Consider the following 22,047-nt stretch of genomic DNA (forward strand, 5'->3'; position numbering starts at 1 on the left):
TTACCATTTGTTGGTACTGTTTTTAAAATTATGTGAGGTTGAGGATGCCTGAAACTTATCCTGCTTGGGGGTCAAAATGCTCTCGCCATGGTATTGACTATCAAGAGTTGTGGCTCATATTATTTCTCATGCGTGTGATGGATAAAAAATGTCCTTTCCTCCTAGATACAGAATTTAAGTCAGCTGCAGGCTTTGATGATGTTGTTCTCCAATGTAAGCAAAATAAAACAACAATACATAGGTTTGTGCAAGTCAAACACAACCAAGATGGAACTGAAAAAATCAGTGTAGGTAGCTTATTAACAAAGAGTGGTGAGTTTAATTTGTTGAAATACTTTATTGCTTATTTAAAGATCAAAAATAATGCAAAGTTTAGTGGTGGAACAAAGCATTTTCTTTTTGCTACGAATATGGATCTTGATTCACCATATTCAATACAACACGAAGTAAGAAATCTAAGAGCAATGTTAAGTGGAGAAAATAAAGGAAAAGAACTTTCATTTGTAAGAATAGACACAAAAGATGAGTTTCTGGATATAGGTGATAGTGCAAAATATAGAATTAGTGATTCAGATGGTAGTATTGCTCAATACTTGAAACAAAATATGGATTTTATAAAGCGTAAGATAGGTAAGGAAGTCAGCAATAAAGAGATAGAGGACTTTTTAAATGAACTGGTGTTCGTCGTTAACTTACCCCATGAAGCTCAGCTAAGAGAATTATTGCTAGGTGAGTTGAGTAGTAAGTTGAACAAAAAGTTTGGCTATACTGGTGACAATCAAATCTTTTGTAATGATCTTCTAAAAAAAATATCAGACTGGGTAAAAGATATAAAAGCGCGTCCTTTTTCGCACAAAGAGGGAGAAGAGCTTTTTCGAGAAGTGGAGCTATGGGCTAGTACTTTAGGTAAGATAGAACAAGGAGTAGAGAGAATAGAAAGAAAGGTTGATGAGATAGGAGAAGTATTAAATAATCAGCAAGCACGTAAAGAACCTATTTGGTTTAATATGAGGTATCCAGTTAAAACGTTTACTGGTAGAAGTAGTGAATTAAAAGCCTTACATAACGCACTACAAAGGAGTACGGGCAGGCAAGCGGTGATATCGCAGGTTGCTACTATTAGTGGTCTTGGAGGAGTGGGAAAAAGTGAGTTAGCTAGGAAATATGCTTACAAGTATGGAAAGTACTATGGTGGCAATGTTATATGGATAAACGCTGAAAACTTTGAAGATATGAAAAATTCTTTCTTGAGGTTAGCTGGGGATGATAGATTAGGCATTCCTCCCAAAGATAAGCACGGAAGGGACAAAACGATAGAAGCTATTGTTGAAGAAATATATGCTTTTTTTGCAAGAAGGGGAAGGAAAAGCCTATTCATTTTTGATAATGCTGAGGGATATAAAGGTATTAAAAGGTTTTTACCTTCATCTTTACATCCTAGGCATAAAAAACCTTATGTTTTAATTACTTCTCGTGACTGTAAGTGGAATGTGAGAGGAGAAGGTGATATAAAAGTAATACAATTAGATGAGTTTGGTGAAGTAGAAGCTTTAGAATTTGTTAGAAAAGCTTTGAACATAGAGAACAATTTACAGGATAGGGAAATAGAAGAGCTAACAAGAGAATTACAATATTTTCCATTAGCTTTAGGACAAGCAGTTGTATATATTCAAGATCGAAATGAGGAATCAAGATTAAGGGGTGATAAGAGATTTAAAATAAGTGATTACTTAAAAGAGTATCAACAAAATGCAGGTGAATTGCTTAAGAAAGGAGTTTATGAAAATGAAGATCGTTATACTAAAACAGTTTTAACAACTTGGAATGTCACGATGACATATATATGCAAGGAATATGGCTTTGAAGCATTAAGCATTCTTGAAATAATGGCCTATCTTGCTCCTGACAATATCTGCATCAAAGAAATTTTTTCAAAATTAATAACAGATGATAAGGCAAAGCTTTGGAATGCTGTTGAGTTACTTAATCGATATTCAATGATTAAATTAAGGGAAGGAGTAGTAAATATCCACAGGCTAGTACAAAAAGTAACAAGATTAGAATTGCAAGAGAAAGGTAGAGAGGAAGAAGTTCTTAGGAAAGCTCTGGAATTGATAAATAGTCAGTTAAAACGAGAAGAAGAAGCCTTAAGAGGAGGTCTGGATTTGACAAATACCGGTAGTATAACACAATACAGTGTGATTCATATTGCATCCACTTGGAAATATGCAAGTAAGTACAGTAGGTTGATTGATAATTTTTATTTTAATCATATTTGGGTATATCAACGCTATCCTAACTTTGAGCTTATTTTTCCCATAAAGGATACTAATTTACATCTACTTGTTGAAAGTAATGATTATGAAATAATTGAAACCATACTAACGCATATAGAGGACAAACATCCGGATAAGCTTTACGAAATCATTAATGCTAAAAATGGATATGGTTTTTCTCCATTGCATCTGGCTGCTATAAGGGAAGAGATGGATATGGTGAAATGCCTGATCAGCAAAGGTGCTAATGTTGATGCTAAAGATGGACATGATAGAACTCCATTATACTGGGCTATCGAGAGTGGAGGATTTGATATGGTAAAGCTACTGATCGATAAGGGTGCTGATATTGACGCTAAAGATGAAGATGGCAACACCCCATTATATGTAGCTGTTATTAGAGAGTTAGATATTGTTAAACATCTTATTGATAAAGGTGCTGATGTTAACACTAAAAACAAATATGGTGTTACTGCGCTACATGTTGCTGCTTATGATGGAAAGCTGAATGTTGTGAAATGCTTAGTGAATAAATGCGCTAACGTTAACGCTAATGCTGTGGAACTGTTTCGGAGTGGTACTCCATTACACTGTGCTGTACATAGTGGAAAACTGAGCATAGTAAAATGCTTGATTGACAAAGGTGCTTATGTTGATGCTAAAGATGGACATGATAGAACTCCATTACACTATTCTGCTTTGTTTGGAAGTTACGATATTGCAGCATACCTGATTCGAGAAGGTGCTTATGTTGATGCTATGGATAAAGGTGGTAATACTCCATTACACTGTGCTACTGTCAAGGAAAAAGTTGCTGTGGTAAGATATTTTGTAGAACAAGGTGCTGACGTTAACGCTAAAAATAATGAGGGAAAGACAGCATTGGATTATGTAACTGATAATCAAGAGCTTGTGGAGTTGCTTTTAACCCATGATGAAAGTGTTGAAGTAGCTTAAGAGAAAATTATTTATCTGTTTATTTTAACGTCCCAAAAATGTTTAACAAAAGTGTGTCAAACTGAATTTTTAGTTTAACTCAATTTTCAATAGATTTCTTGCATAAACAGGTGTCATCCCAGCTGGAACCCAATATCTGGATTCCAGTGTCACGCGCTGGAATGACATCAACTTTTGAATTCGAGTTATGCAAGAAATCCAACATATTAGGAACGACAATATCAGGTTGAGATGTAGTTCATATGTAAAGGTAACCTCTACTTTTCCTCAGCTTTCTTTCTAGGCTCTGTAAACAAAATTTTAAAGAAGCCATATAGTGTAGCTAGAGACATTTTTAGTCAACTGAGTAATTTTGTTCCTCTAGCCTGAGGTCAAAATAAATTTGAATGGGTTTCCCAGTACGTCAACAAGTGCATGAACTTTAGTCGCAAATCCCCGTCCTCAATTAATTTGACCTGCTAACATTTTGTACACAGAGCCTAGCTCTTTTGCTATTTGCTTGACTTGTTTCTTTACATAGCTTCTAATTTAAATTCTGCTGTCTATTCTCTTTCATTCATAACCTTTTGCAAAACGTTTTTGCTTTCTTCTCTGCTGGTCACTATTGCTTATATAAAGCAAGTACAGTACTGAATGATGTTGCAAGCACTCAGTTCGGCAATATTATCGATTTAAGACGAAGTTAAGATTTCGATTTTTTATTCAAACTCTTCTGAAAGTTTTTATACATATTGAAGACATCTTGATAATTTAGGTGAGTGTAAACTTGAGTAGTTTCAAGGCTTGAGTGGCCAAGCAGCTGTTGTATTGATCTTATGTCAATATCTTCCTGAAGCAAATGAGTAGCAAAACTATGGCGAAATGCATGTGGAGATAAAATTTCTGGTAAGTTTAAAAATCTTCTTATTTTTTGCAAACGATTAGCAACATAAGTTCTTCCCAATTTTTTTCCTCTTACCCCGACAAAAAGATGTCCCGCTTCGTCAAAGTGGGGACAAGCTTTTATATATTTTTGTATACACTTTTTTACTACTGGAAGAATAAATACCTGCCTTTGTTTATCTCCCTTACCTGTTACTATTAAACTTTCATTGCTAATATCACTAACCTTAAGATTCAGTGCTTCAGTGATTCTTAAGCCCGTACCATATAGCAGAACGACAATTGCAATTTCTCTTTTTACCACCCAAGGCTCGCCTAGATCAGGCAATTTCATTTCTTTCAATAGAGTTTCTATGTTAGATATTGAAAGTGCTTTAGGTAGAGTTCTTCTCTGAATTGGCCTTGATAAAGAAAATACCGCTTCATTATTTATTTCATAATTGTTTTTTATATATTTGAAAAAATTTCTGATTACTGACAATGCGCGAGTGTTAGATCTCGCATTTACACCTCTTGCATAACGAGAGGTAAACCAACTTCTCAGTTCAGGTATGCTTAATTTTTCTAAAGAGCCAACATTTACTTCTTCACCAATGTGAGTATTTAGGAAACTTATAAGATCCTTGAGGTCCCTCATGTATGACTCCAAAGTGTTTGGTGAGTAAGACCTGTTGTACTTTAGCCAATCATACCATTTTTCAATGATTGAACCGAGGTCCACAGTTACTTTTTAAAGAAAGCATCGATGCACGCATCCCTAAAGGCTTCATTTATATCAGGATGAGAGTGACAAATTCTGTATATATCCTCTGCTGCTGCACCATATGCCATTGCAACCGCTGCTTCATTGATTAGCGTATCAGCGTATGCTCCTATGATATGTACACCGAGTATTGTATCTGCTTTACTACAAGTCAGAACTTTCACGAATCCCTCAGCATCGTCAGTGACTTTTGCTCTACCGTTTGCAGCAAATTGACATTTACCAACTTTATACTTTCGACCAGCACTTTTTAGTTCTTCTTCAGTTTTACCGATTGAAGAAACTGCAGGGTGGGTGTAAATGACTGACGGTATGATTTCATAATCAACGTGAGGCAATTGCCTTGCTAGTATCTCTGCAACTGCCACCCCTTCTTCCTCAGCTTTGTGAGCAAGCATTGCTCCACCAATCACATCACCAATAGCAAATATTCCTTTTACGTTGGTTTCATAACTATTGTTGACTTTAATAAAGCCACGACTGTCTTTTTCTATTTTTTCAAGACCCTCAGAGCATGGTTTGCGCCCTGCTGCCACCAATACCTTATCCGCCTCTATAGTATTTGTTTGATTATCTTTTACAGAGCAAACTTTCACACTCAAAGAGTTACTACTTTGTTTTATTCCCTCAACTTTAGTGCTAAGTAAAAATTTTATTCCTTGTTTTTGTAGACTAGAAAGTAGAGACTTACTTAATTCTCCATCAATTGCTGCAGCGATTCTGTCAAAAAATTCTACTACAGTGACTTCAGACCCTAGCCTCCTCCATACAGAAGACATTTCAAGCCCTATTGCCCCGGCTCCGATTACGACAAGTTTTTTTGGTACTTCAGTTAAAGACAATGCACCAGTTGATGAAATAATACTTTTCTCATCGATATTAATTCCTGGCAAAGAAATAACGTCAGAACCGGTTGCAATTACTATATTTTTTGTCTTCAGTACCTTACCTTCAACTGAAACTTCAAGATTGCCTTGATCAAAAGAAGTAATTTTTCCAAGTCCATTGATCTTAGTAATTTTGTAAAGGTTAAACAGATATTCTATGCCTTTTCCAAGCTCCTGAACTCTAGCGTCTTTATAGCCTATCATTTCTCTCAAATCGAGACTTACATCCTTAACTTTTATGCCAAGTTTTGATAGATTATTTTTCGCGCTAGCATACTGATAAGAGGAATGGAGTAATGCTTTTGATGGTATACACCCAACTCGCAAACACGTGCCACCAAAAATGCTATTTTTGTCTATACAAGCAACTTTGAGTCCAAGTTTTGCAGCAGCAATAGCGCATTTGTAACCACCTGGACCACCACCTATAATAATCAAATCATAATCAGTCATAAAAAACAAACCTATTTTCTAAAGAATAAACACCATTTCCTTCAGTCGTTATATACATCTTACCATGGGTAAATACTGGAGCATGAAACACATTACCGGGTATTTTAATTACCCTTCCTGTACTTTCAGATCCAGGAAAAGCAAATATTGAACCTTTATTACTTGTTACCCAAAGCGTATGGGCATACATAATTGGAACAAACAATTGCACATTCTCTATAAAATCAGATGTCCAAACTGTTTTTCCACTTTGTATGTCGATGCCAATTACCTTATTATCTTTAGTCACCATGAAAATTCTTCCGCCTTCTTTTTGTTTCTCTGCAGGAATAAGAGGGCTATAATATGACTCAATGTTTGATATACTTTTTACTTGTAGTGGCCTTGACCATAAAATATTTCCTGAGTTTACGTCAATGCTATAAATATAAGAGTTGCTCGTAGCTATTAAGATATTATCGTGTACTCTAGGTGTAGTAGTTACATCTGTAAGCTGTGTATCCAAAAGGTTTGTAGCCAATTTTTGGCTCCACAATTTTTTACCGTCTTCATTAAAAGCTATCAATTCACCATTTGAAAATGGTGCTATTATTTTATCATTGGAGATTGCTGGTGAGATGGAATACAAACCTCGAACCTCATTTATACCATTTTGATAATTCCAAATGGAACTGCCATCTTTTATACTAAATGCATGCAGATAGTTATCAATAGTCAACACTACCAACTTATTGTTTATTACTACTGTTTTCCCTCTTACCGGAGCTCTTAATTCTTTTTCCCATTGAATCTCTCCTGTTTTCGCATCTATTGTGTGTAGAATGTTATCCACTATGAAGAAAACGTTTTCTTTGTAGCTCGATAAACTCATATTACCAATTTTTTTCCTACTTGAGAGGTATAATTTCCAATTTATAACTCTTGGGTTATCGATATCAAAGGAATATAAGGTACCGTGCTTGTCTGGTAAAATAACGCTATTTTCTGTAAGTATTGGAGCTACATATCCTTGAGATAATTTTTTATCTACTAAACTTATTCGTTCGCTTGCCATTGTATAGTTACTATACAATAACATTATCATGACAATTATTATTTTCATTATTTAGTGAAAACAAGATTCATTAATATACATACTAGAAACGTAAATCACAACGAAAATGTTCTTAATTGTGGATCAAAAGCATTAACGTAATGTCATACCATTATGTAAAGATTCTCTTACTGTAATAACTTTTATCAAGTATGGACTAAAAGAAATATCTATAGCTCAAACTAATGCTGTCAGTAATACTACTCCAATATGAAACAGGCAGCATTTTCAGGATGAAAGATATTGTTGTGATGTCATTCATTTGAACTACTCATATCAATTTGAAAAATGTATACTATCTTATGCTATAGTACCTAAAAATAAATGCTCAACATACAAAATAACGCTTCACTTTGCAGGCAATGGATATTCTTGGCAGTACTTGCTCTTGCTTGTTCTGGACTGCTGTCAATAATTGTTATTTTTCTACGATTGCCTTTTATTTCTTCTCTCATTCCTTCTGCACAATATATCTTTGATAATGCACTGGTGATACACGTAAATTTGTCAATTTTGGTATGGATGTGCTCTATAATATCTCTGCTCTTCATCATAAACTTAAAAAACACCAATCATTGGTTTAACTTCTCATGGATTCTCTCAATCCTTTCCATGCTGCTAATGTTTATATCTGCATTTGTTCCAAATACTGAAGTTATCAAAAGTAACTATATACCTGTATTACAAAACAAATTATTTTTACTTGGACTCAGTCTTTTCATTACCAGCATATTGATAAATACAGCTCTAGCCTACATATCAAATAAACAAGACTCATATCTTTCAATCGGACAAATTGGCCTGGTCATTATACTTGTGTCATCATTTCTTTGTGTTGTTTTAGCACATAAAAATATGCCTCCAGGTCTATATCACTCAGACAAGAATTTATTTTATGAATATCTCTTTTGGGGAGGCGGACATTTACTGCAGTTTGCCTTTGCTCAAGCAATGTTTTTAGTTTATTTGATCATACTGAATGCTCGCTATATTAGTCTAAATAAAATTACCATTTTACCACTATTTATAAACACAGTTTTGACCGTAGGTGCGCCGTTTATATACTTTATTTATTCGGCGGATAGTGCTGAATTGATACAGTTTTTTACCTGGCATATGAGAATTGCTGGAGCAGTTCTGCCGTGCTTTTTAACAATATTAGTGTATTGCAACATAAAAACTCTGCTCAATGATAAGGGCAATTATCTTCTTCACTCGTTTGTATTGTTCATTTATGGAGGTGTGCTTGGAGTGCTAACTATTGAAGGAAATGTCACTATTCCTGCGCATTATCATGGTTCTGTAGTTGGTATTACTATAGCTTTTATGAATTTTGTCTACTGGCTGTTACCAAAATTGGGCTGTAAAGAAATAAAAAGCTCCATAGTAAGATTACAGATTTATGCATATAGCTTGGGACATTTTCTCCACATTACTGGACTTGTTTGGCTTGGTGGATATGGTGCCTTAAGAAAAGTTGCAGATCTGCCAAGTATTTCATCAATGTTGGCACGTGCTTGTTTTATTACGGGTGGAGCTATATCAGTTATTGGTGGAATGTTATTCGTAATAATTGTGATTTTACATCTTCTTAAAGGCAAGGCTCGTACCAACTAACCCACAGAAACAAAACTAAAAATTTTAGTGTAAAATTACTATATTTACTTTGTACTATGGCTCAAACAACCTGCTTCAAATTTGGAAAGGCAGTGAAATGAAAAAAACTATATCAAGCTACACTGAATTCTTATTTGCTACTCCTTGTGGTTCTTGTGTTCCATTTACTTGAGAGCTAGGTTTCATTATTAAATCACCAGCTAAGAATGCAGATACTGTTGCTATAACAACGATTAACCACATGTCCAATTTATTTGTATGTTCAAGTGTAATATACACTACTAACCCAACAGCAAGACCAGTACTAGCAGTAGCGATATATGTTGCTTTTTCTTTTAGTTGTTTATTTGCTTCATTTTTGGTTTCTAATATTTTCTTTTCTTGCTGTAACTGCTGGATTTGAGTATTTATTTTTTGTTTCAGTTCATTCGACATTTCACTTTTGAGTTCATTTCTTATTTTATCTTTCAATGTAGTTATTGCCTCTTCTGGGCTTTTTTTATCTTTTAATTCCAGCACGTCTTCAAGCAATTCTACTAAGTCTACTTTTGCTGGGTGAGGCACATAGTATGGATTACTTAGAATATCTATAAGCTCTTTTAAGTTATGAAAGTTAAGCATAATAAACCTCAATACTAAAAATTTATTATGTAATACATTAAAAATTATAAGATCAAGAAAAATTTGTATCATAACAAGGCTAAATTAAATGGCAGACATTAAAATTGCTGTATTTGCTCAATTGTGATAACTTAAAGCTTAAAACTGAGAAATATTTATGTTAGAAGAAAAGTATAGCTTTAGGGAAATTGAAGACAAATACAACATATTATGGGAAGGGAGTAAAGTTTATAAATGGAATGGTGAAAAGGATAATACTTTCACTATAGATACGCCTCCACCAACGATATCTGGAAAGTTGCATATTGGTCATATATTTAGCTATTGCCATACGGACTTTATTGCAAGGTTTCAACGTATGCTGGGGAAAGATGTATTTTATCCAATTGGGTTTGATGATAATGGGCTTCCCACTGAAAGGTTAGTTGAGCAGACCTATAAAACCCGTGCAAAAGAAGTTGGCAGAGAAGAATTTATAGAGATGTGCCATGAAGTTATTGAGAAGTCAAAGCAGGAATTCAAGGAATTGTTTAAATCAGTCGGTATTAGTTATGACTGGAATTTAGAGTATCACACAATTAGTAAAGAAGCTGTGGCACTTTCTCAAATGTCATTCATTGATCTATATAATAAAGAGTATGCATACAAAAAAATGCAACCTATTCTTTGGGACCCAGTCGATAAAACTGCAATTGCACAAGCAGAAATAGAGGATAAAGTCTTTGAGTCATTTTTGAACACGATAGTTTTTTCCACTGAAGAAAATGAGCAGATTAAGATTGCAACTACACGGCCTGAGTTGCTTCCAGCATGTGTTGCAGTTTTTTGCCATCCAGAAGATGCACGCTACACTCAGCTGATTGGAAAAATAGCCGTGGTGCCAATAACAGGAGCAAAAGTTCCAATAATAGCTGATGATAAAGTTAAAATAGATAAAGGTACTGGGCTTGTTATGTGCTGTACGTTTGGTGATGAGCTCGACATATATTGGCAGCAAAAGCATGGTCTGCCGATGAAAATTATTATCGATCAGGATGGTAGGATAAGTCTAGATTCAGTGTATGGTAATAATAGATCCCAGTGTCAAGGCACTGGGATGACAAAGGGGAGTGACATTCCAGTGCTTGACACTGGAATCCAGCCATTAGAGGAGACACACGCTCCAGCGCGTGACGCTGGAATCTACGATGAAGTAAATGGCCTAAGAGTTAAAGAAGCAAGAAAGAGAATTATTGAAATCCTAACTGAAAAGGGCCTTTTAATAGAAAGCACTAGCATTTCTCATTCTGTTAAATGTGCTGAAAGATCTGGTGCGCCGCTTGAAATATTACCTACTTATCAATGGTTTGTCAAGACTTTAGAGCAAAAAACTCAAGTATTAGATAAAGTGAGTAAATGTAATTGGCATCCAGAATCTATGCGTAAACGTATAGAGGTGTGGATAGAAGGGCTAAGTTGGGATTGGTGCATCTCAAGACAGCGTTATTTTGGTGTACCATTTCCAGTTTGGTATTCAAAACGTAAGGGAGAAGAAGGCAAAATCATTCTAGCTGAAGTAAAGGATTTACCTGTAGATCCACTCAAAGATTTGCCGAAAGGGTATATTAAAGAAGAAGTTACTTCAGATCAAGATGTGATGGATACTTGGGCAACAAGTGCGATCACTCCTCAATTAAGTGCACTGGCAGTAAACAGTGAGCTCGGTTTACCAAGCCATCGGTATGATAAGATATTTCCTGCAGATCTGCGCAGCCAAAGCCATGAGATAATAAGAACTTGGGCTTTTTATACGATTTTGAAGGCACATTATCATGCAGATTCACTGCCGTGGAAAAATATCATGATTAGTGGTTGGTGTTTGGCTGATGATAAAAAAAAGATGAGTAAATCAAAAGGTAATATCATCACTCCTCATGTAATGCTTGAAACCTATGGAGCTGACGTAGTACGCTATTGGGCAGCAAACTCAAGACTTGGAGTTGACACAGTCTACTCTGAAAATATCTTCAAAATTGGCAAACGACTTGTTACGAAACTTTGGAATGCTAGCAAATTTGTTTCCATGTTTATGGAAAAACATCAAGCATTGAGCATAAATTCCATCAGTGAGACGATGGATAAGTGGATATTGTCCAAATTATATAAAGTGATAGAAAAAACGACGAACAACCTATTACAGTTTGAATACTGCGAAGCTTTGAGCGCAATAGAAGAATTTTTTTGGAAAGATTTTTGTGATAATTACTTAGAGTTAGTTAAAAAACGTGCATATGGAGATGCATTGGACAGCGAGGCAAACATGAGTGCGAAACAGAGTTTGGCATATGTACTAAATATTATTTTGCGGTTATTTGCACCATTTTTGCCATACATTACAGAGGAAATATATCATCAGTTGTATAGTTATAACTCCGTTCACAATAAAAGTAATTGGCCTAACAAGGAAGAACTTATCTATGATAAGTATTCTGAAGAAATGGGAGATAATTTCGTGCAGATATTAAACCTTGTGAGAAAAATAAAAGCAGATAATAACGTATCAGTTAAGCATCTTATACAAAAGTTGATGATAAAAGCGAGTGTAAAAGAGGATGAGTTAAATTATTCTGCTCAGCATGATTTGCAGTCAGTTTGCAATGCTGAAGTGATAGAATGGGTTGAGGGTACAGAAGCAGAGCTTATAACTGAGAATGGAAAATTTACTGTAAGTTTATTGATTGATGTAACTTAGCATTCGTATTACTATACTAATTATTTAGTTGTGAGGTAATAATGATTGGTAATTCATATAATAATAAAATTGAAGAGCAAAAAGATGATTATCATGACTTCATTCAAAGGTTTTTGTTTTTGCTCGGTAAGATAAAAGAAAAGAATAAATCAATTCACACTGCTGTAGCTAGTCTTCACATATTATCTTTTTTAATAAAATACAATGCCAATTTTAATGAAGATGAATTGTATAAAGCCGTTATCCAAGATTTCAATAATGTAAAGGAGGCGAGACCAGAGCTTCAAGATGAGGCTAAAAAAGTATTGAATGGGTATATTGCAAATGGTGTTGAAACAGTGTCAATATATGGTAGTTGTGCAGAAGTTAAATTGGGAGCTAATAAAAACAAATTCAAAGTCAGTGAGTTTTTGAATAGTAATTTCTGTCAAGATAATGGAATTTCAGGGTTTTCAACTCTGCATAGCAATGGAAAAAATGGAATGCACGGTTTTGTTTCTGAAGAAGGAATAAGGCACTATGTTGTAACTGATGGTGCATACGAAATGACTCTGAATTGGTGTGATGAGGACGGAAAAAAGTGCACTATTATAATTAATATTGATGCTAATGGTATAGAACTTATCGAGCGTAATCGTGTTACTGATGATCAATTGAAAGCAAATAAAGATGTAAAAATAGGTAACTTATTCTTGTATCAAATAAAATTTAGAAATAAGGAGAAAGGCAATCATAAATCATCTGAGATTGTGATAGAAAATAGTAATAGAAATATTAACATTCAAACAACTCAAGAAATTGAGCGTGGCATCAAAAAAGCTCAAATAGGTAGTACTAAAATGCAAGACAAAATTGCACAAGTTGTAGATGAAAGCTTAAACGAAAGAATTAATAAATTGGAAAAAGAAAATACAAGATTAACTGGAAATAATCAAACTATATTAGAACAATTACAGCAAAAAATGAGAGAGGTAGAGGAATTAAATGGAAAGGTAAGGGAAAAAGATGAAGTTTTGGCTGAAATAACACAAAAATTCGGGCAGCTAAGTGATTCGGTAGAGAGTGAATTTGAAAGGAGAAAAGTAGAGAAGGAAAAGTTAGAGGAGAAGTTAAGGAAAGCGCAAAAAGAGATACAAAAGTTAAGTAAAGAAAAAGCTGAATTAGTGCAAGAAAAGCAAGATTTAGAAGAATTTGCTGAAGGTCTAGATGTTAAAGTACAAAGACTAAAGGATCAAATAAGGCAATTAGAGTACAGTGTGGCTGTAGCAGTGAATGAAAATAAAAGATTAAAACAAAAATTGAATGATACTCAAAAAGAGTTGGATGGTAAGTATGGTGAAATCCAGAGATTAGAAAGTCAATCACACGAATTAGAAAGTCAAAAAATAACAGAATTGGAAATATACTTAGAAGAGAAAAAGAAAAAAATAGCAGAGTTAGAGGTGCTGTTGGAAGAAGAAAAGGGGGAAGTTTTTAGTTTAGAATCTAGATTATGTAATTCAGAAGAAGAAAAAAAACGATTACAAGAAAAGTTAAATGAAAAAACTCAAGAAGTGATTAAACTAACTGTAGATTTAGAAGAACTAAGTAAGCAATCGGAAGAGAAAGAAACTAAATATTTCAGTAGGATTAAAGAGTTAGAAAAAATTCTTAATAAAGAAAGAAAAAACAGTGAAGAGTTGGAAAATTATAGCATCAATCTGGAGGAAGAAAGTCAAATTCAACATGAAAAGTACAAAGAGTTACTATTTGAGAAGCATTCTATAAAAGAAGAAATTTCAGATTTGAATGATCAATCTTCATTAGTTCATCAGAATCGTGTGAGCTTAGCACAAGATTTGGCAAAAAACATGATATATTTGTTCAAAGAGAATGTAAGAGAAGGAGATAAAGTGATTATATCGCAGGAAACTGTATTAGAGATTTTGAATAGATTGGAGGAATTAATCAAGAATGTTGGAGTCAGTGATCAAGAAATAAAAGGAGTAATTGAAGAAATATCTGTACAAACTAATGATAGCCTTCCTCCTTCAGATATAAGTAATGGAGATTTATCAGCACTACCAAATAAAGAGCTGGATGAAGCTTCATATTCAGAAGATTTTGGATATTCTAGTAGATGTTCTACTCCTAGATGTTCTACTCCTGTCTGATGCCACCTTGCATTTTGAGTTTAGTTAGAATATCAACTAAAGTTTATCACTGGTAAAATTGTGATAAGTGTTCTCCTCTACAGGTAAGACAATTTTAATCAATATATACAAGACTGCTGCAGTTTTGTGTATAGGTGATGAGCAATTTACTTAATAAATATAATACATTTTATTTTATAGCTAGTTCTCTGGCTACTCTCACGTTACTTACATCTTTAGCGCTTATTAATGTACCTAGTTCTTTAATTCTCGCTTTAGCTGTATTATCTGTTTTGGCTTTTATGATTTTGTATAAAATAATTATTGACACTAGTAAAGTGGAGAAGAAATTTGCTCACAAAGAGCGTGAGTTGACTCAAGAAAAGCACAATTTATACGAGGAAGAAAGAAAATTTGGTCAAAAAATAGAAACTGAGAGGAAATCTTTTCTTAAAGAAAAAAAATCTTTGGAGGAGAAATTAGAAGCAAAAATGATCCATATAATTGGAATAACAGACGAATTAGAAAAAGTAACGAAGGAGAAAGATGAGCTTGCTGCACAAGAAAAAGAACTACTCCATAAAATCTCATATTTGTGTAAACAGTTACAGGAAAAAGAAGCTAATCTAACTGAGAGGAAAAAACTTATAATCGAATTGAAAAGAAAAATAGACAATGATAAATATGAGGAATTATATAAGGAAGTAGAGAAATTATCTAAAGAAAAAGAGGAGTTATCTAAGGAAATAGACAAATTACGTAAAGAGAAAGATATACTGTATATGAAAAAAGAAGAATTACATAAAAGAAAAGAAGAACTTTGTGTGAAATTAGATGAATTACAATGTAAATTTAAAGAAATTGATCAGAAAAATAAAAACTTATCTCAAGAGTTAAAAAGGAAATTTGAAGAGCTAGATAAAGCAGACGGTTTAATTAAAAATCAATCTTTTGAGTTAGACAGAATAAGACAAGATTGTAATAACGAAGTGAAAAATTTAAGAAATTCACTTTTAGAGCGAGACAGTCAAATAAAACAACTTCAATATGTGATAGATAAGATAGAAGAATCAATAAGAGAAAATGAAACAATTAAAGATTATAGCAAAAAAATAATATTAGGGGAGACTCAGAAAATAAAATTTATATTAGGGCAGCTTGTGCAATTCAAGCCAATGAAAGGTTCCAAAACATCGGAGGAAACGTCTGATTCTTTACAGGAAGATCTTGGATATGCCAGTCGTTCACCCACTCCGACCAGATTATCGTGTTCAGTGTCTGTACAAAGCATTGCAAGTGGACCAATCCCTGAATATGGATTGTAAAATGCAACAATTACTCTTATTATAAAAAAAATTATACAAGATAATGAACCCAATAATATGCGCACTGGATACACAAGATTTGAATGAAGCCATATCTTGGGCTAATGGTCTGCGTGATAAGGTTGGCATGGTAAAACTTGGGTTAGAATTTTTTGCTGCACATGGTCCTTCTGGAGTGAGAGAAGTTGCAAAATGCAATGTACCAATTTTTTTAGATCTAAAATTGTATGATATTCCAAACACTGTAGCTAGAACAGTTGAAGCAATAAAAGCTCTAGATGTTGAAATGCTAACATTGCATATCAGTGGTGGAACAAAAATGCTTAAAGAAGCACTAAGTATAGTGCAAGGAAAGAAAATAAAGCTAATTGGAGTAACAGTACTAACTAGTATGGGCAATGAAGATCTGAGTGAACTCGGAGTAGCAAGGGAGGCAAAATCACAGGTAATTTTGCTAGCAAAGCTTGCAAAAAAGATTGGACTACATGGAGTAGTTTGCTCTGCACTAGAAGCTCAAGAAGTGCGCCAAGAATGTGGTAAAGACTTTAAAATTATTACTCCAGGAATCCGTATGAATCGAGGTCATGATGATCAAAAAAGGACAGCAACACCAAAAGAAGCAATAAATTCAGGAGCTGATTATATCGTAATTGGCAGACCCATTACAGAGAGTAGCAATCCCGCAAGTAGTGCAGAGTTAATATTGAAATCCCTTACTGATTGAAGCAGGGCAGATATAGAGTAAAAGCAACAAACGGTATGTATCCGTTCAGCAGGGTGGCAAAACAAGGTAGACGAGAAAAGATAACTAAATGGGTCAGTGCTTGACCATTTTTCTTTTTTTTCTGGATTCCAGCGTCACGCACTGGAATGACAGGGCTGTGAGTGTCATCGAAGTAGCCGATACAGGCCTTTTTCTTCTGTCATCCCAGTGCCCTGAAACTGGGATCCAGTTAAATTTACAGGTATAAAAGTAATCAACGTTTCTGGTGATGATAGAAAAATGGATCCCAGCTTTATACGGCTACGTACTTTATTTGCACATTCTCCTACTCAGTGAAAAAAAGTGCTTGACACAAAAAAATGGATGCTGTATAGTACTGACAATTAAGTATAATACTTAGCGTGGTGTAATGCTACACTGTTTTTTTTACTTCAACAAGTAATCATTATCATTTTTCTCCCGTTACCAAGCAGCTTACGTTCATTTGTATCTACCATGAAGCCAATGCTAGAATCCAGAAAAAAGACCGGTGAATGGCAGGTACGAGCATTATACGTCACAGTTGTATGAACGTTGTTTACCATGAGGGCGCCTCCCAGCACTGGTTGTAAACAAGCGTTTGAGTTATACTAAGCTGCCATTCACCGGTCTTTTTTCTGAATGCAGGTTGCATGACAACGCTGAGATTACTGATAAAGATTACCTTCAAATTACAATAACTATTCTAATTTTATTTTTAAAGGAGGCTATTATGTCACTTACTGATATCGCTCACCGTGTTAATGAACTTGCTTCATCATGGGAGCAATTTAAATTAATAAATGATCGCAAACTAAAAGAAATCGAAAGCAAAGGACCTGAGCAGCTATGCAAGATAAATAGTAATATTGATAATTGCAAAGAGCGCTTAGATTTTATTGAAACTTCAGCTCAACGCCCAGAGATTAGCACAGATTTTAATACAGGTGATAAATATTTTTCTGATTATATCCGCAAAGGAATGGAAAACAGGTTATCACACAAAACCCTAAGTGGAGATGACAATGATATTGGAGGGTATTTAGTTACTCCTCACATTGTAAAACGGATAAACAAGCGTATAGCTGATTCATCTCCAATGCGGCAAATATGTTCTAGTCAAAGAATCTCTACTGAAACGCTGGATTATATTATAGAAGATTGTGACCGTGCTGGTGCAGGTTGGAGTGGTGAAACAGTAGAAGATGAAGATGGTGGCTATAAATCCAAATATGATTTTGCAAAAGACACAAGTACACCTAAAATTCAAAAGATTTCCATCACAACTTACGAGCTCTATGCTCAGCCGCAAATATCACAAAAATTGCTCGATGATGCATTTGTCAATGTTGAAAGTTGGCTTGTAGAAAAGGTTGCCGAAACTTTCAGTAAGAAAGAGAATGAAGCCTTCATTAAAGGTGATGGCACTTTTCAGCCTAAAGGAATTTTAACTTACGAAAATGGAAATGGTCATAATAAGATAGAGCAAATTAAAGCTGATAAGCTAGACAGCGACGCCATAATGATATTGTACTACTCTCTAAATGAACATTACTCTAAAAATGCATCATTTTTGATGAACAGGAGTACGTTAAAGGACGTGAGGCTACTAAAATCTGAAACAGGTCAGTATCTTTGGCAGCCGAGTTTATCGCTTGAAACTCCAGATACTTTGATGGGAATACCGGTATATCAATCTGCTGATATGCCACCTACAATGATTGCAGTAGCGGATTTCAAACAAGCTTATAAGATCGTGGATAACAGAGGAATGAGAATATTGAGAGACCCTTATACAAACAAACCTTATGTTAGATTTTTTGTTACTAAGCGTGTCGGTGGGGAGGTTGTCAACACCAGTGCTATTAAATTATTGAAAATTGCAAGCAAGTACTAAAATTTTTATGAAATAGTTGACATATTATACTTTTTATGTAATAATTAAATTATTGTTAATTTAAGGAGTAAAATATGTTAGAAAAAATAAAAGAGTTTTTTAAGTCGATTGCAAAAAAAATTGCATCAGGCTGGAAGTGGTTGTTTGGTGGTAAACCAAGTAATGCTAAACAAAATCTATCATCAGAGCAAGGAAAGTTTTCAAGCAAGACATTAACAAAAACTTTGGATAATACAGTTAATCATGAGAAGCCAGTAGCTGCAGATTATTCAATCCATAGTAATGGTGATGACAGTCGAGCTGAGATTACGCAATCTAAGGAACGTGATAAACTACCTATTATTGCCGGTATTTGTGAAAACACACCTGGAACGCTGGAACTATTTGTAAAGATAAAACATGCAAGTAAAGTTTTTTGTGGTGATATAGATCTTAGTGGTAATACTGATCTTAATTGGACTGATATTATTGATCGTTTAAAAGTATATACTCAACACGTCCAGTCCGAAAAAGGAGAAGTATTCCATATTACTTGTGATGAACCTAAAGGTGAGAAAAATGGTGTATTCTTGAATATAAAGTCAGTAGTATCTGGGGATAATAAAACTTCGTCTGACGAATTGGCCGCAATGAAGAAGATCTTAGGTCTGAATGAAAAGCAAGCAACCGTTGCCATAACTCAGATATCTAAAGATCCGATTATAGTTCCTAAATCAGAAATTGCTAGTTCTACAACAACACCAGCTGCTAGTAATGGTCTATGTGTTAGTGCATAATAATTGCTATAAACCCTTCAAAAGGAGCATCTTCTTTGGTGCTCTTTTTTTCTTTATACGTTCTCTATAGGAGAAAATTGACAAATTAAACTTTATATATAATAATTAAATTATTAATTTAAGTAGTAAAGTATGTGGGAAAGTATAAAAAAATTTTTTAAGTGGATTGCTGATCGTACAGGAATTTCATGGATTGCAAGAAAAATTTCATCAGGTTGGAATTGGCTGTTGAGTAGTAAAAAAAATACTACTCAAGAAAATACATCACCAGAAAGACCTTCAGGTGAGAATAAAAATAAAAGTAATACAATTCCAATTGTTAGCACCCCTATGCAAAATGAGACTGAAGAATCTGTATCTAAAACAGATATAAACGTCGAGCCAGCAGAAAATTTTCCAGAAAAATCAAATGATGAGCCTAAAGGAGTAGGTTATATTGAACTTGATGAAGATAATGACTTATTGTTAAATTTAGAAAAGGTTATAAAAGTTAAGGATTATAAATATAGTTTAACCGAGGACGAATCTTGGACTCAGCTTCTTATATATTTAAGGTGTGATAAAGGAGAATATTGCATTACTGGTAGTGGTAATAATTACTATGGCGTTTCTGAATATGTAATTGTAAAATCAGTACTAAAGAAGAAAGAAGATGGTAATTATATAGATGATGATAGAATATTAGTTCAAGACAATATTGAGCATGTGAAAAAAATGTTAGGATTGGAGAATGGTGTAACAAATGTTAAAGTAGATAGTATATCTAATCAGCCGTTTGAAGGTACAGCGTTGGAGCAGCATAATCTCAATCCTACTACGGCACAACAAGATGAAAAAGGTACAAAACCAAGTCCAACAATTGGAGTACCAGAAGCACAAACACATTGTACCTCTAATCCGAGCAAAGTAGGAAGCGGTATTATTAATTAGTAAACAAATCCTTCACAAAAGAGCACCTCCTTTGGTGCTCTTTTTCTTTATAAGTTTTCTCCATAGGGAAAATTGACAAATTAAATTTTATATATAATAATTAAATTATTAATTTAAGGAGTGGACATGTTAAAAAAAATAAAAAACTTTTTTAAGTGGATTGCTGATCGTACAGGAATTTCATGGATTGCAAAAAAAGTTTTATCAGGTTGGAATTGGTTATTTAGCAGTAAAGCAAATGCTGCTCAAAAAAATATATCACCAAAGAGACCTTTAGATGAGAATGTAAATAAAAATAATACGTTGCCAAAAACTCTAGATGGTAATCAACTAATACTGCCAAAGCAGATAGATAGACCCAAAGTTTGTCTTGAAGTTATCGATGGTGAACTACTATTAACTATGATAAATAAAAATTATACAATCCTTGAAGAGAAACATAAGAATCCATGTCAATATAATGAATTTCATGCATTTGTAAGATGTGAAAGTGGAGATTTTCATATTACCGGCCCTTATCTCTCACAGAAAAGTATAGGTGGTGAGAGGAAGTCTGTGTCAATAACTTCAGTAAAGAAACAAATTGATGAAGGTTCTGTATTAAGTAATCCATTAGAAATGATACGTGTATTAGGCTTAGGTAAAAACAAAGAGTTCGTTAAAGTGAATAAGATAAATTACAAGCCATTAAAAACAAAAAAAACATCAGTAGTAGGTGGGCTTGAATTTGAAGGGAATAACTTTTGGTTAAATTTGGAAGAGTGTATAAACATTAAGGATTATAAAAGTAGTTTAACCAAGAACGCATATCATCCTAAGTTTCTTGTATATCTAAAGTGTAATAAAGGAGAATATTGCATTACTGGTAGGAGTATTAATTCTCCTGAGTTTGCTAAACATTTAATTGTAGAATCGATAATAGAGAAGAACAAAGATGGGAAGTATATCGATAGCGATAAAATATTAGTTCAAGACAGTATTGAGAATGTGAAAAAAATGTTAGGATTGGAGAATGATGTAACAGAGATTAAAGTGGGTAGTATATCTAATCAGCCATTTGAATCTATAACACCTACTATTACGACACAACAAGCGGGTGACAATACAACTATTGATCCATTGGCAGTAACAAGAGAATCTTCTACTATCAACATTTTTAACGGAAACTTAGAACTACGTCTTGCAGATGATATTCAACAAAATCTAGAGGATTATAAGCATCCAAGAAACAAAGGTAAATATCGTATGAAAATACACTGCAATAAAAACGATTTTAATATTAATTTTAGTAAAAGAGATAACGATGATGGTTCCGTATCTCTAATTATTAATATACTACAAAAAGATAAACTCCAACTTTTTCATGTATGGCAAATGAAAAAGTCCTTAGGCTTCAAGAAAGGTTCAACATTTGTTGTAATAGATTCTATTGAAAGTTTTAAAGCGCCAACAAATAATGGCGTGCCAAGTTCAGAAACTACTAGTCTGGAAGCAAAGAACGCTAACTGTAATAAATCTCTATTAGTTAATGCACATAAAGAAAAAGATGAGCATAATACTGATGCTAGTCACAAGATAATACAACAAGAGGTTAATAATGAGGATAATGAACAAGAGAAGTTTTATTTTGCAGAAAAGGAATTAGATGATGATTTTCATGATGCACGAGAGGAGGACCTTTGTAATGTGTTAAAGGCACAACCTCGCTCAATAACTGGAGAACCAGAAGCACAAATACATTATATCTCTAATCCGAGCAAAGTAGGAAACGGTTATTAAAACAAACCCTTCACAAAAGAGCACCTCCTTTGGTGCTCTTTTTTTCTTTATAAGTTTTCTCCATAGGAGAAAATTGACTAATTACAATTTTTCGTATCAATTTTCAATAGATTCATCGATGTATAGCTATAGTTTTATCAGTGTAAGGCTAAATATGCTAAGCTTATAAAGATGACAAAGCTTCAA

At 34.0% G+C, this 22,047-nt stretch carries 16 protein-coding genes; 10 read left to right on the forward strand and 6 right to left on the reverse strand.

The window, feature by feature from the left end:
- Positions 1 to 44 precede the first annotated feature (44 nt).
- Positions 45 to 3,233: an ankyrin repeat domain-containing protein gene (locus ABWU35_RS04855; protein WP_264685460.1), complete on the forward strand. Its 3,189-nt coding sequence runs from the start codon at positions 45 to 47 to the stop codon at positions 3,231 to 3,233.
- Positions 3,234 to 3,915: 682 nt separating this feature from the next.
- On the opposite strand, the gene ABWU35_RS04860 is transcribed toward ABWU35_RS04855, so the two are convergent.
- From ABWU35_RS04860 to ABWU35_RS04875, 4 genes are all read right to left on the reverse strand, one after another.
- Positions 3,916 to 4,836 carry a tyrosine-type recombinase/integrase gene (locus tag ABWU35_RS04860; RefSeq protein ID WP_010401376.1) on the reverse strand — a complete coding sequence of 307 codons (921 nt, stop codon included), beginning with the start codon at positions 4,834 to 4,836 and terminating at the stop codon, positions 3,916 to 3,918.
- A gap of 2 nt (positions 4,837 to 4,838) precedes the next feature.
- The gene (gene lpdA / locus ABWU35_RS04865) at positions 4,839 to 6,218 is read right to left on the reverse strand and encodes a dihydrolipoyl dehydrogenase (RefSeq protein WP_007302754.1); all 1,380 of its coding nucleotides are present in this window, start codon (positions 6,216 to 6,218) and stop codon (positions 4,839 to 4,841) included.
- Complete coding sequence (locus ABWU35_RS04870) at positions 6,211 to 7,320, reverse strand: PQQ-binding-like beta-propeller repeat protein (RefSeq protein ID WP_007302753.1); 1,110 nt, start codon at positions 7,318 to 7,320, stop codon at positions 6,211 to 6,213. Before ABWU35_RS04870 ends, lpdA begins: the two co-directional genes overlap by 8 nt.
- Positions 7,321 to 7,625: 305 nt before the next feature.
- Complete coding sequence (locus tag ABWU35_RS04875) at positions 7,626 to 7,805, reverse strand: hypothetical protein (RefSeq protein ID WP_230440362.1); 180 nt, start codon at positions 7,803 to 7,805, stop codon at positions 7,626 to 7,628.
- Here ABWU35_RS04875 and ABWU35_RS04880 point away from each other — a divergent pair.
- Positions 7,726 to 8,928 carry a cbb3-type cytochrome c oxidase subunit I gene (locus ABWU35_RS04880; RefSeq protein WP_231834429.1) on the forward strand — a complete coding sequence of 401 codons (1,203 nt, stop codon included), beginning with the start codon at positions 7,726 to 7,728 and terminating at the stop codon, positions 8,926 to 8,928. The two genes, ABWU35_RS04875 and ABWU35_RS04880, sit on opposite strands and share 80 nt — an antisense overlap.
- A 117-nt stretch (positions 8,929 to 9,045) precedes the next feature.
- Here ABWU35_RS04880 and ABWU35_RS04885 read toward each other — a convergent pair whose 3' ends face one another.
- Positions 9,046 to 9,549: a hypothetical protein gene (locus ABWU35_RS04885; RefSeq protein WP_007302751.1), complete on the reverse strand. Its 504-nt coding sequence runs from the start codon at positions 9,547 to 9,549 to the stop codon at positions 9,046 to 9,048.
- A 157-nt stretch (positions 9,550 to 9,706) separates the two neighbouring features.
- Here ABWU35_RS04885 and ABWU35_RS04890 point away from each other — a divergent pair, with 157 nt between their 5' ends.
- The 4 genes from ABWU35_RS04890 to pyrF all read left to right on the forward strand — a co-directional run bounded on the left by ABWU35_RS04890 (position 9,707) and on the right by pyrF (position 16,461).
- Positions 9,707 to 12,280, forward strand: coding sequence for a valine--tRNA ligase (locus ABWU35_RS04890; protein ID WP_264685459.1), 2,574 nt, complete (start codon positions 9,707 to 9,709; stop codon positions 12,278 to 12,280).
- 41 nt (positions 12,281 to 12,321) lie between these two features.
- Complete coding sequence (locus tag ABWU35_RS04895; protein ID WP_007302749.1) at positions 12,322 to 14,433, forward strand: hypothetical protein; 2,112 nt, start codon at positions 12,322 to 12,324, stop codon at positions 14,431 to 14,433.
- Between the two features lie 137 nt (positions 14,434 to 14,570).
- A complete protein-coding gene (locus tag ABWU35_RS04900; protein ID WP_012481734.1) occupies positions 14,571 to 15,737 on the forward strand; it encodes a hypothetical protein in 1,167 nt (388 codons plus the stop codon).
- Between the two features lie 43 nt (positions 15,738 to 15,780).
- Entirely contained in the window at positions 15,781 to 16,461 is a 681-nt protein-coding gene (pyrF, locus tag ABWU35_RS04905; protein WP_012481735.1) for an orotidine-5'-phosphate decarboxylase, read from the forward strand.
- Positions 16,462 to 16,892: 431 nt separating this feature from the next.
- Here the strand turns inward: pyrF and ABWU35_RS04910 are convergent, their stop codons facing one another.
- Positions 16,893 to 17,045, reverse strand: coding sequence for a hypothetical protein (locus ABWU35_RS04910; protein WP_156220886.1), 153 nt, complete (start codon positions 17,043 to 17,045; stop codon positions 16,893 to 16,895).
- Between the two features lie 167 nt (positions 17,046 to 17,212).
- Between ABWU35_RS04910 and ABWU35_RS04915 the strand changes: the two genes are divergently transcribed.
- The 4 genes from ABWU35_RS04915 to ABWU35_RS04930 all read left to right on the forward strand — a co-directional run bounded on the left by ABWU35_RS04915 (position 17,213) and on the right by ABWU35_RS04930 (position 21,861).
- Positions 17,213 to 18,376 carry a phage major capsid protein gene (locus ABWU35_RS04915; RefSeq protein ID WP_007302745.1) on the forward strand — a complete coding sequence of 388 codons (1,164 nt, stop codon included), beginning with the start codon at positions 17,213 to 17,215 and terminating at the stop codon, positions 18,374 to 18,376.
- 74 nt (positions 18,377 to 18,450) lie between these two features.
- A complete protein-coding gene (locus tag ABWU35_RS04920; RefSeq protein WP_012481736.1) occupies positions 18,451 to 19,152 on the forward strand; it encodes a hypothetical protein in 702 nt (233 codons plus the stop codon).
- 132 nt (positions 19,153 to 19,284) lie between these two features.
- Entirely contained in the window at positions 19,285 to 20,082 is a 798-nt protein-coding gene (locus ABWU35_RS04925; RefSeq protein ID WP_265014461.1) for a hypothetical protein, read from the forward strand.
- Positions 20,083 to 20,208: 126 nt separating this feature from the next.
- Entirely contained in the window at positions 20,209 to 21,861 is a 1,653-nt protein-coding gene (locus ABWU35_RS04930) for a hypothetical protein (protein WP_264685457.1), read from the forward strand.
- Positions 21,862 to 22,047 lie beyond the last annotated feature (186 nt).

The organism is Wolbachia endosymbiont (group B) of Xylocampa areola, assembly GCF_964028205.1.
In the GTDB taxonomy this organism is placed as follows: domain Bacteria; phylum Pseudomonadota; class Alphaproteobacteria; order Rickettsiales; family Anaplasmataceae; genus Wolbachia.

Bases quoted from the DNA above. Each gene is read 5' to 3' on its own strand.
- ABWU35_RS04855 (WP_264685460.1), top strand. From the start codon at position 45: ATGCCTGAAACTTATCCTGCTTGGGGGTCAAAATGCTCTCGCCATGGT.
- lpdA (WP_007302754.1), bottom strand. From the start codon at position 6,218: ATGACTGATTATGATTTGATTATTATAGGTGGTGGTCCAGGTGGTTAC.
- ABWU35_RS04870 (WP_007302753.1), bottom strand. From the start codon at position 7,320: ATGAAAATAATAATTGTCATGATAATGTTATTGTATAGTAACTATACA.
- ABWU35_RS04885 (WP_007302751.1), bottom strand. From the start codon at position 9,549: ATGCTTAACTTTCATAACTTAAAAGAGCTTATAGATATTCTAAGTAAT.
- ABWU35_RS04890 (WP_264685459.1), top strand. From the start codon at position 9,707: ATGTTAGAAGAAAAGTATAGCTTTAGGGAAATTGAAGACAAATACAAC.
- ABWU35_RS04895 (WP_007302749.1), top strand. From the start codon at position 12,322: ATGATTGGTAATTCATATAATAATAAAATTGAAGAGCAAAAAGATGAT.
- ABWU35_RS04900 (WP_012481734.1), top strand. From the start codon at position 14,571: ATGAGCAATTTACTTAATAAATATAATACATTTTATTTTATAGCTAGT.
- pyrF (WP_012481735.1), top strand. From the start codon at position 15,781: ATGAACCCAATAATATGCGCACTGGATACACAAGATTTGAATGAAGCC.
- ABWU35_RS04910 (WP_156220886.1), bottom strand. From the start codon at position 17,045: ATGGTAAACAACGTTCATACAACTGTGACGTATAATGCTCGTACCTGC.
- ABWU35_RS04915 (WP_007302745.1), top strand. From the start codon at position 17,213: ATGTCACTTACTGATATCGCTCACCGTGTTAATGAACTTGCTTCATCA.
- ABWU35_RS04920 (WP_012481736.1), top strand. From the start codon at position 18,451: ATGTTAGAAAAAATAAAAGAGTTTTTTAAGTCGATTGCAAAAAAAATT.
- ABWU35_RS04925 (WP_265014461.1), top strand. From the start codon at position 19,285: ATGTGGGAAAGTATAAAAAAATTTTTTAAGTGGATTGCTGATCGTACA.
- ABWU35_RS04930 (WP_264685457.1), top strand. From the start codon at position 20,209: ATGTTAAAAAAAATAAAAAACTTTTTTAAGTGGATTGCTGATCGTACA.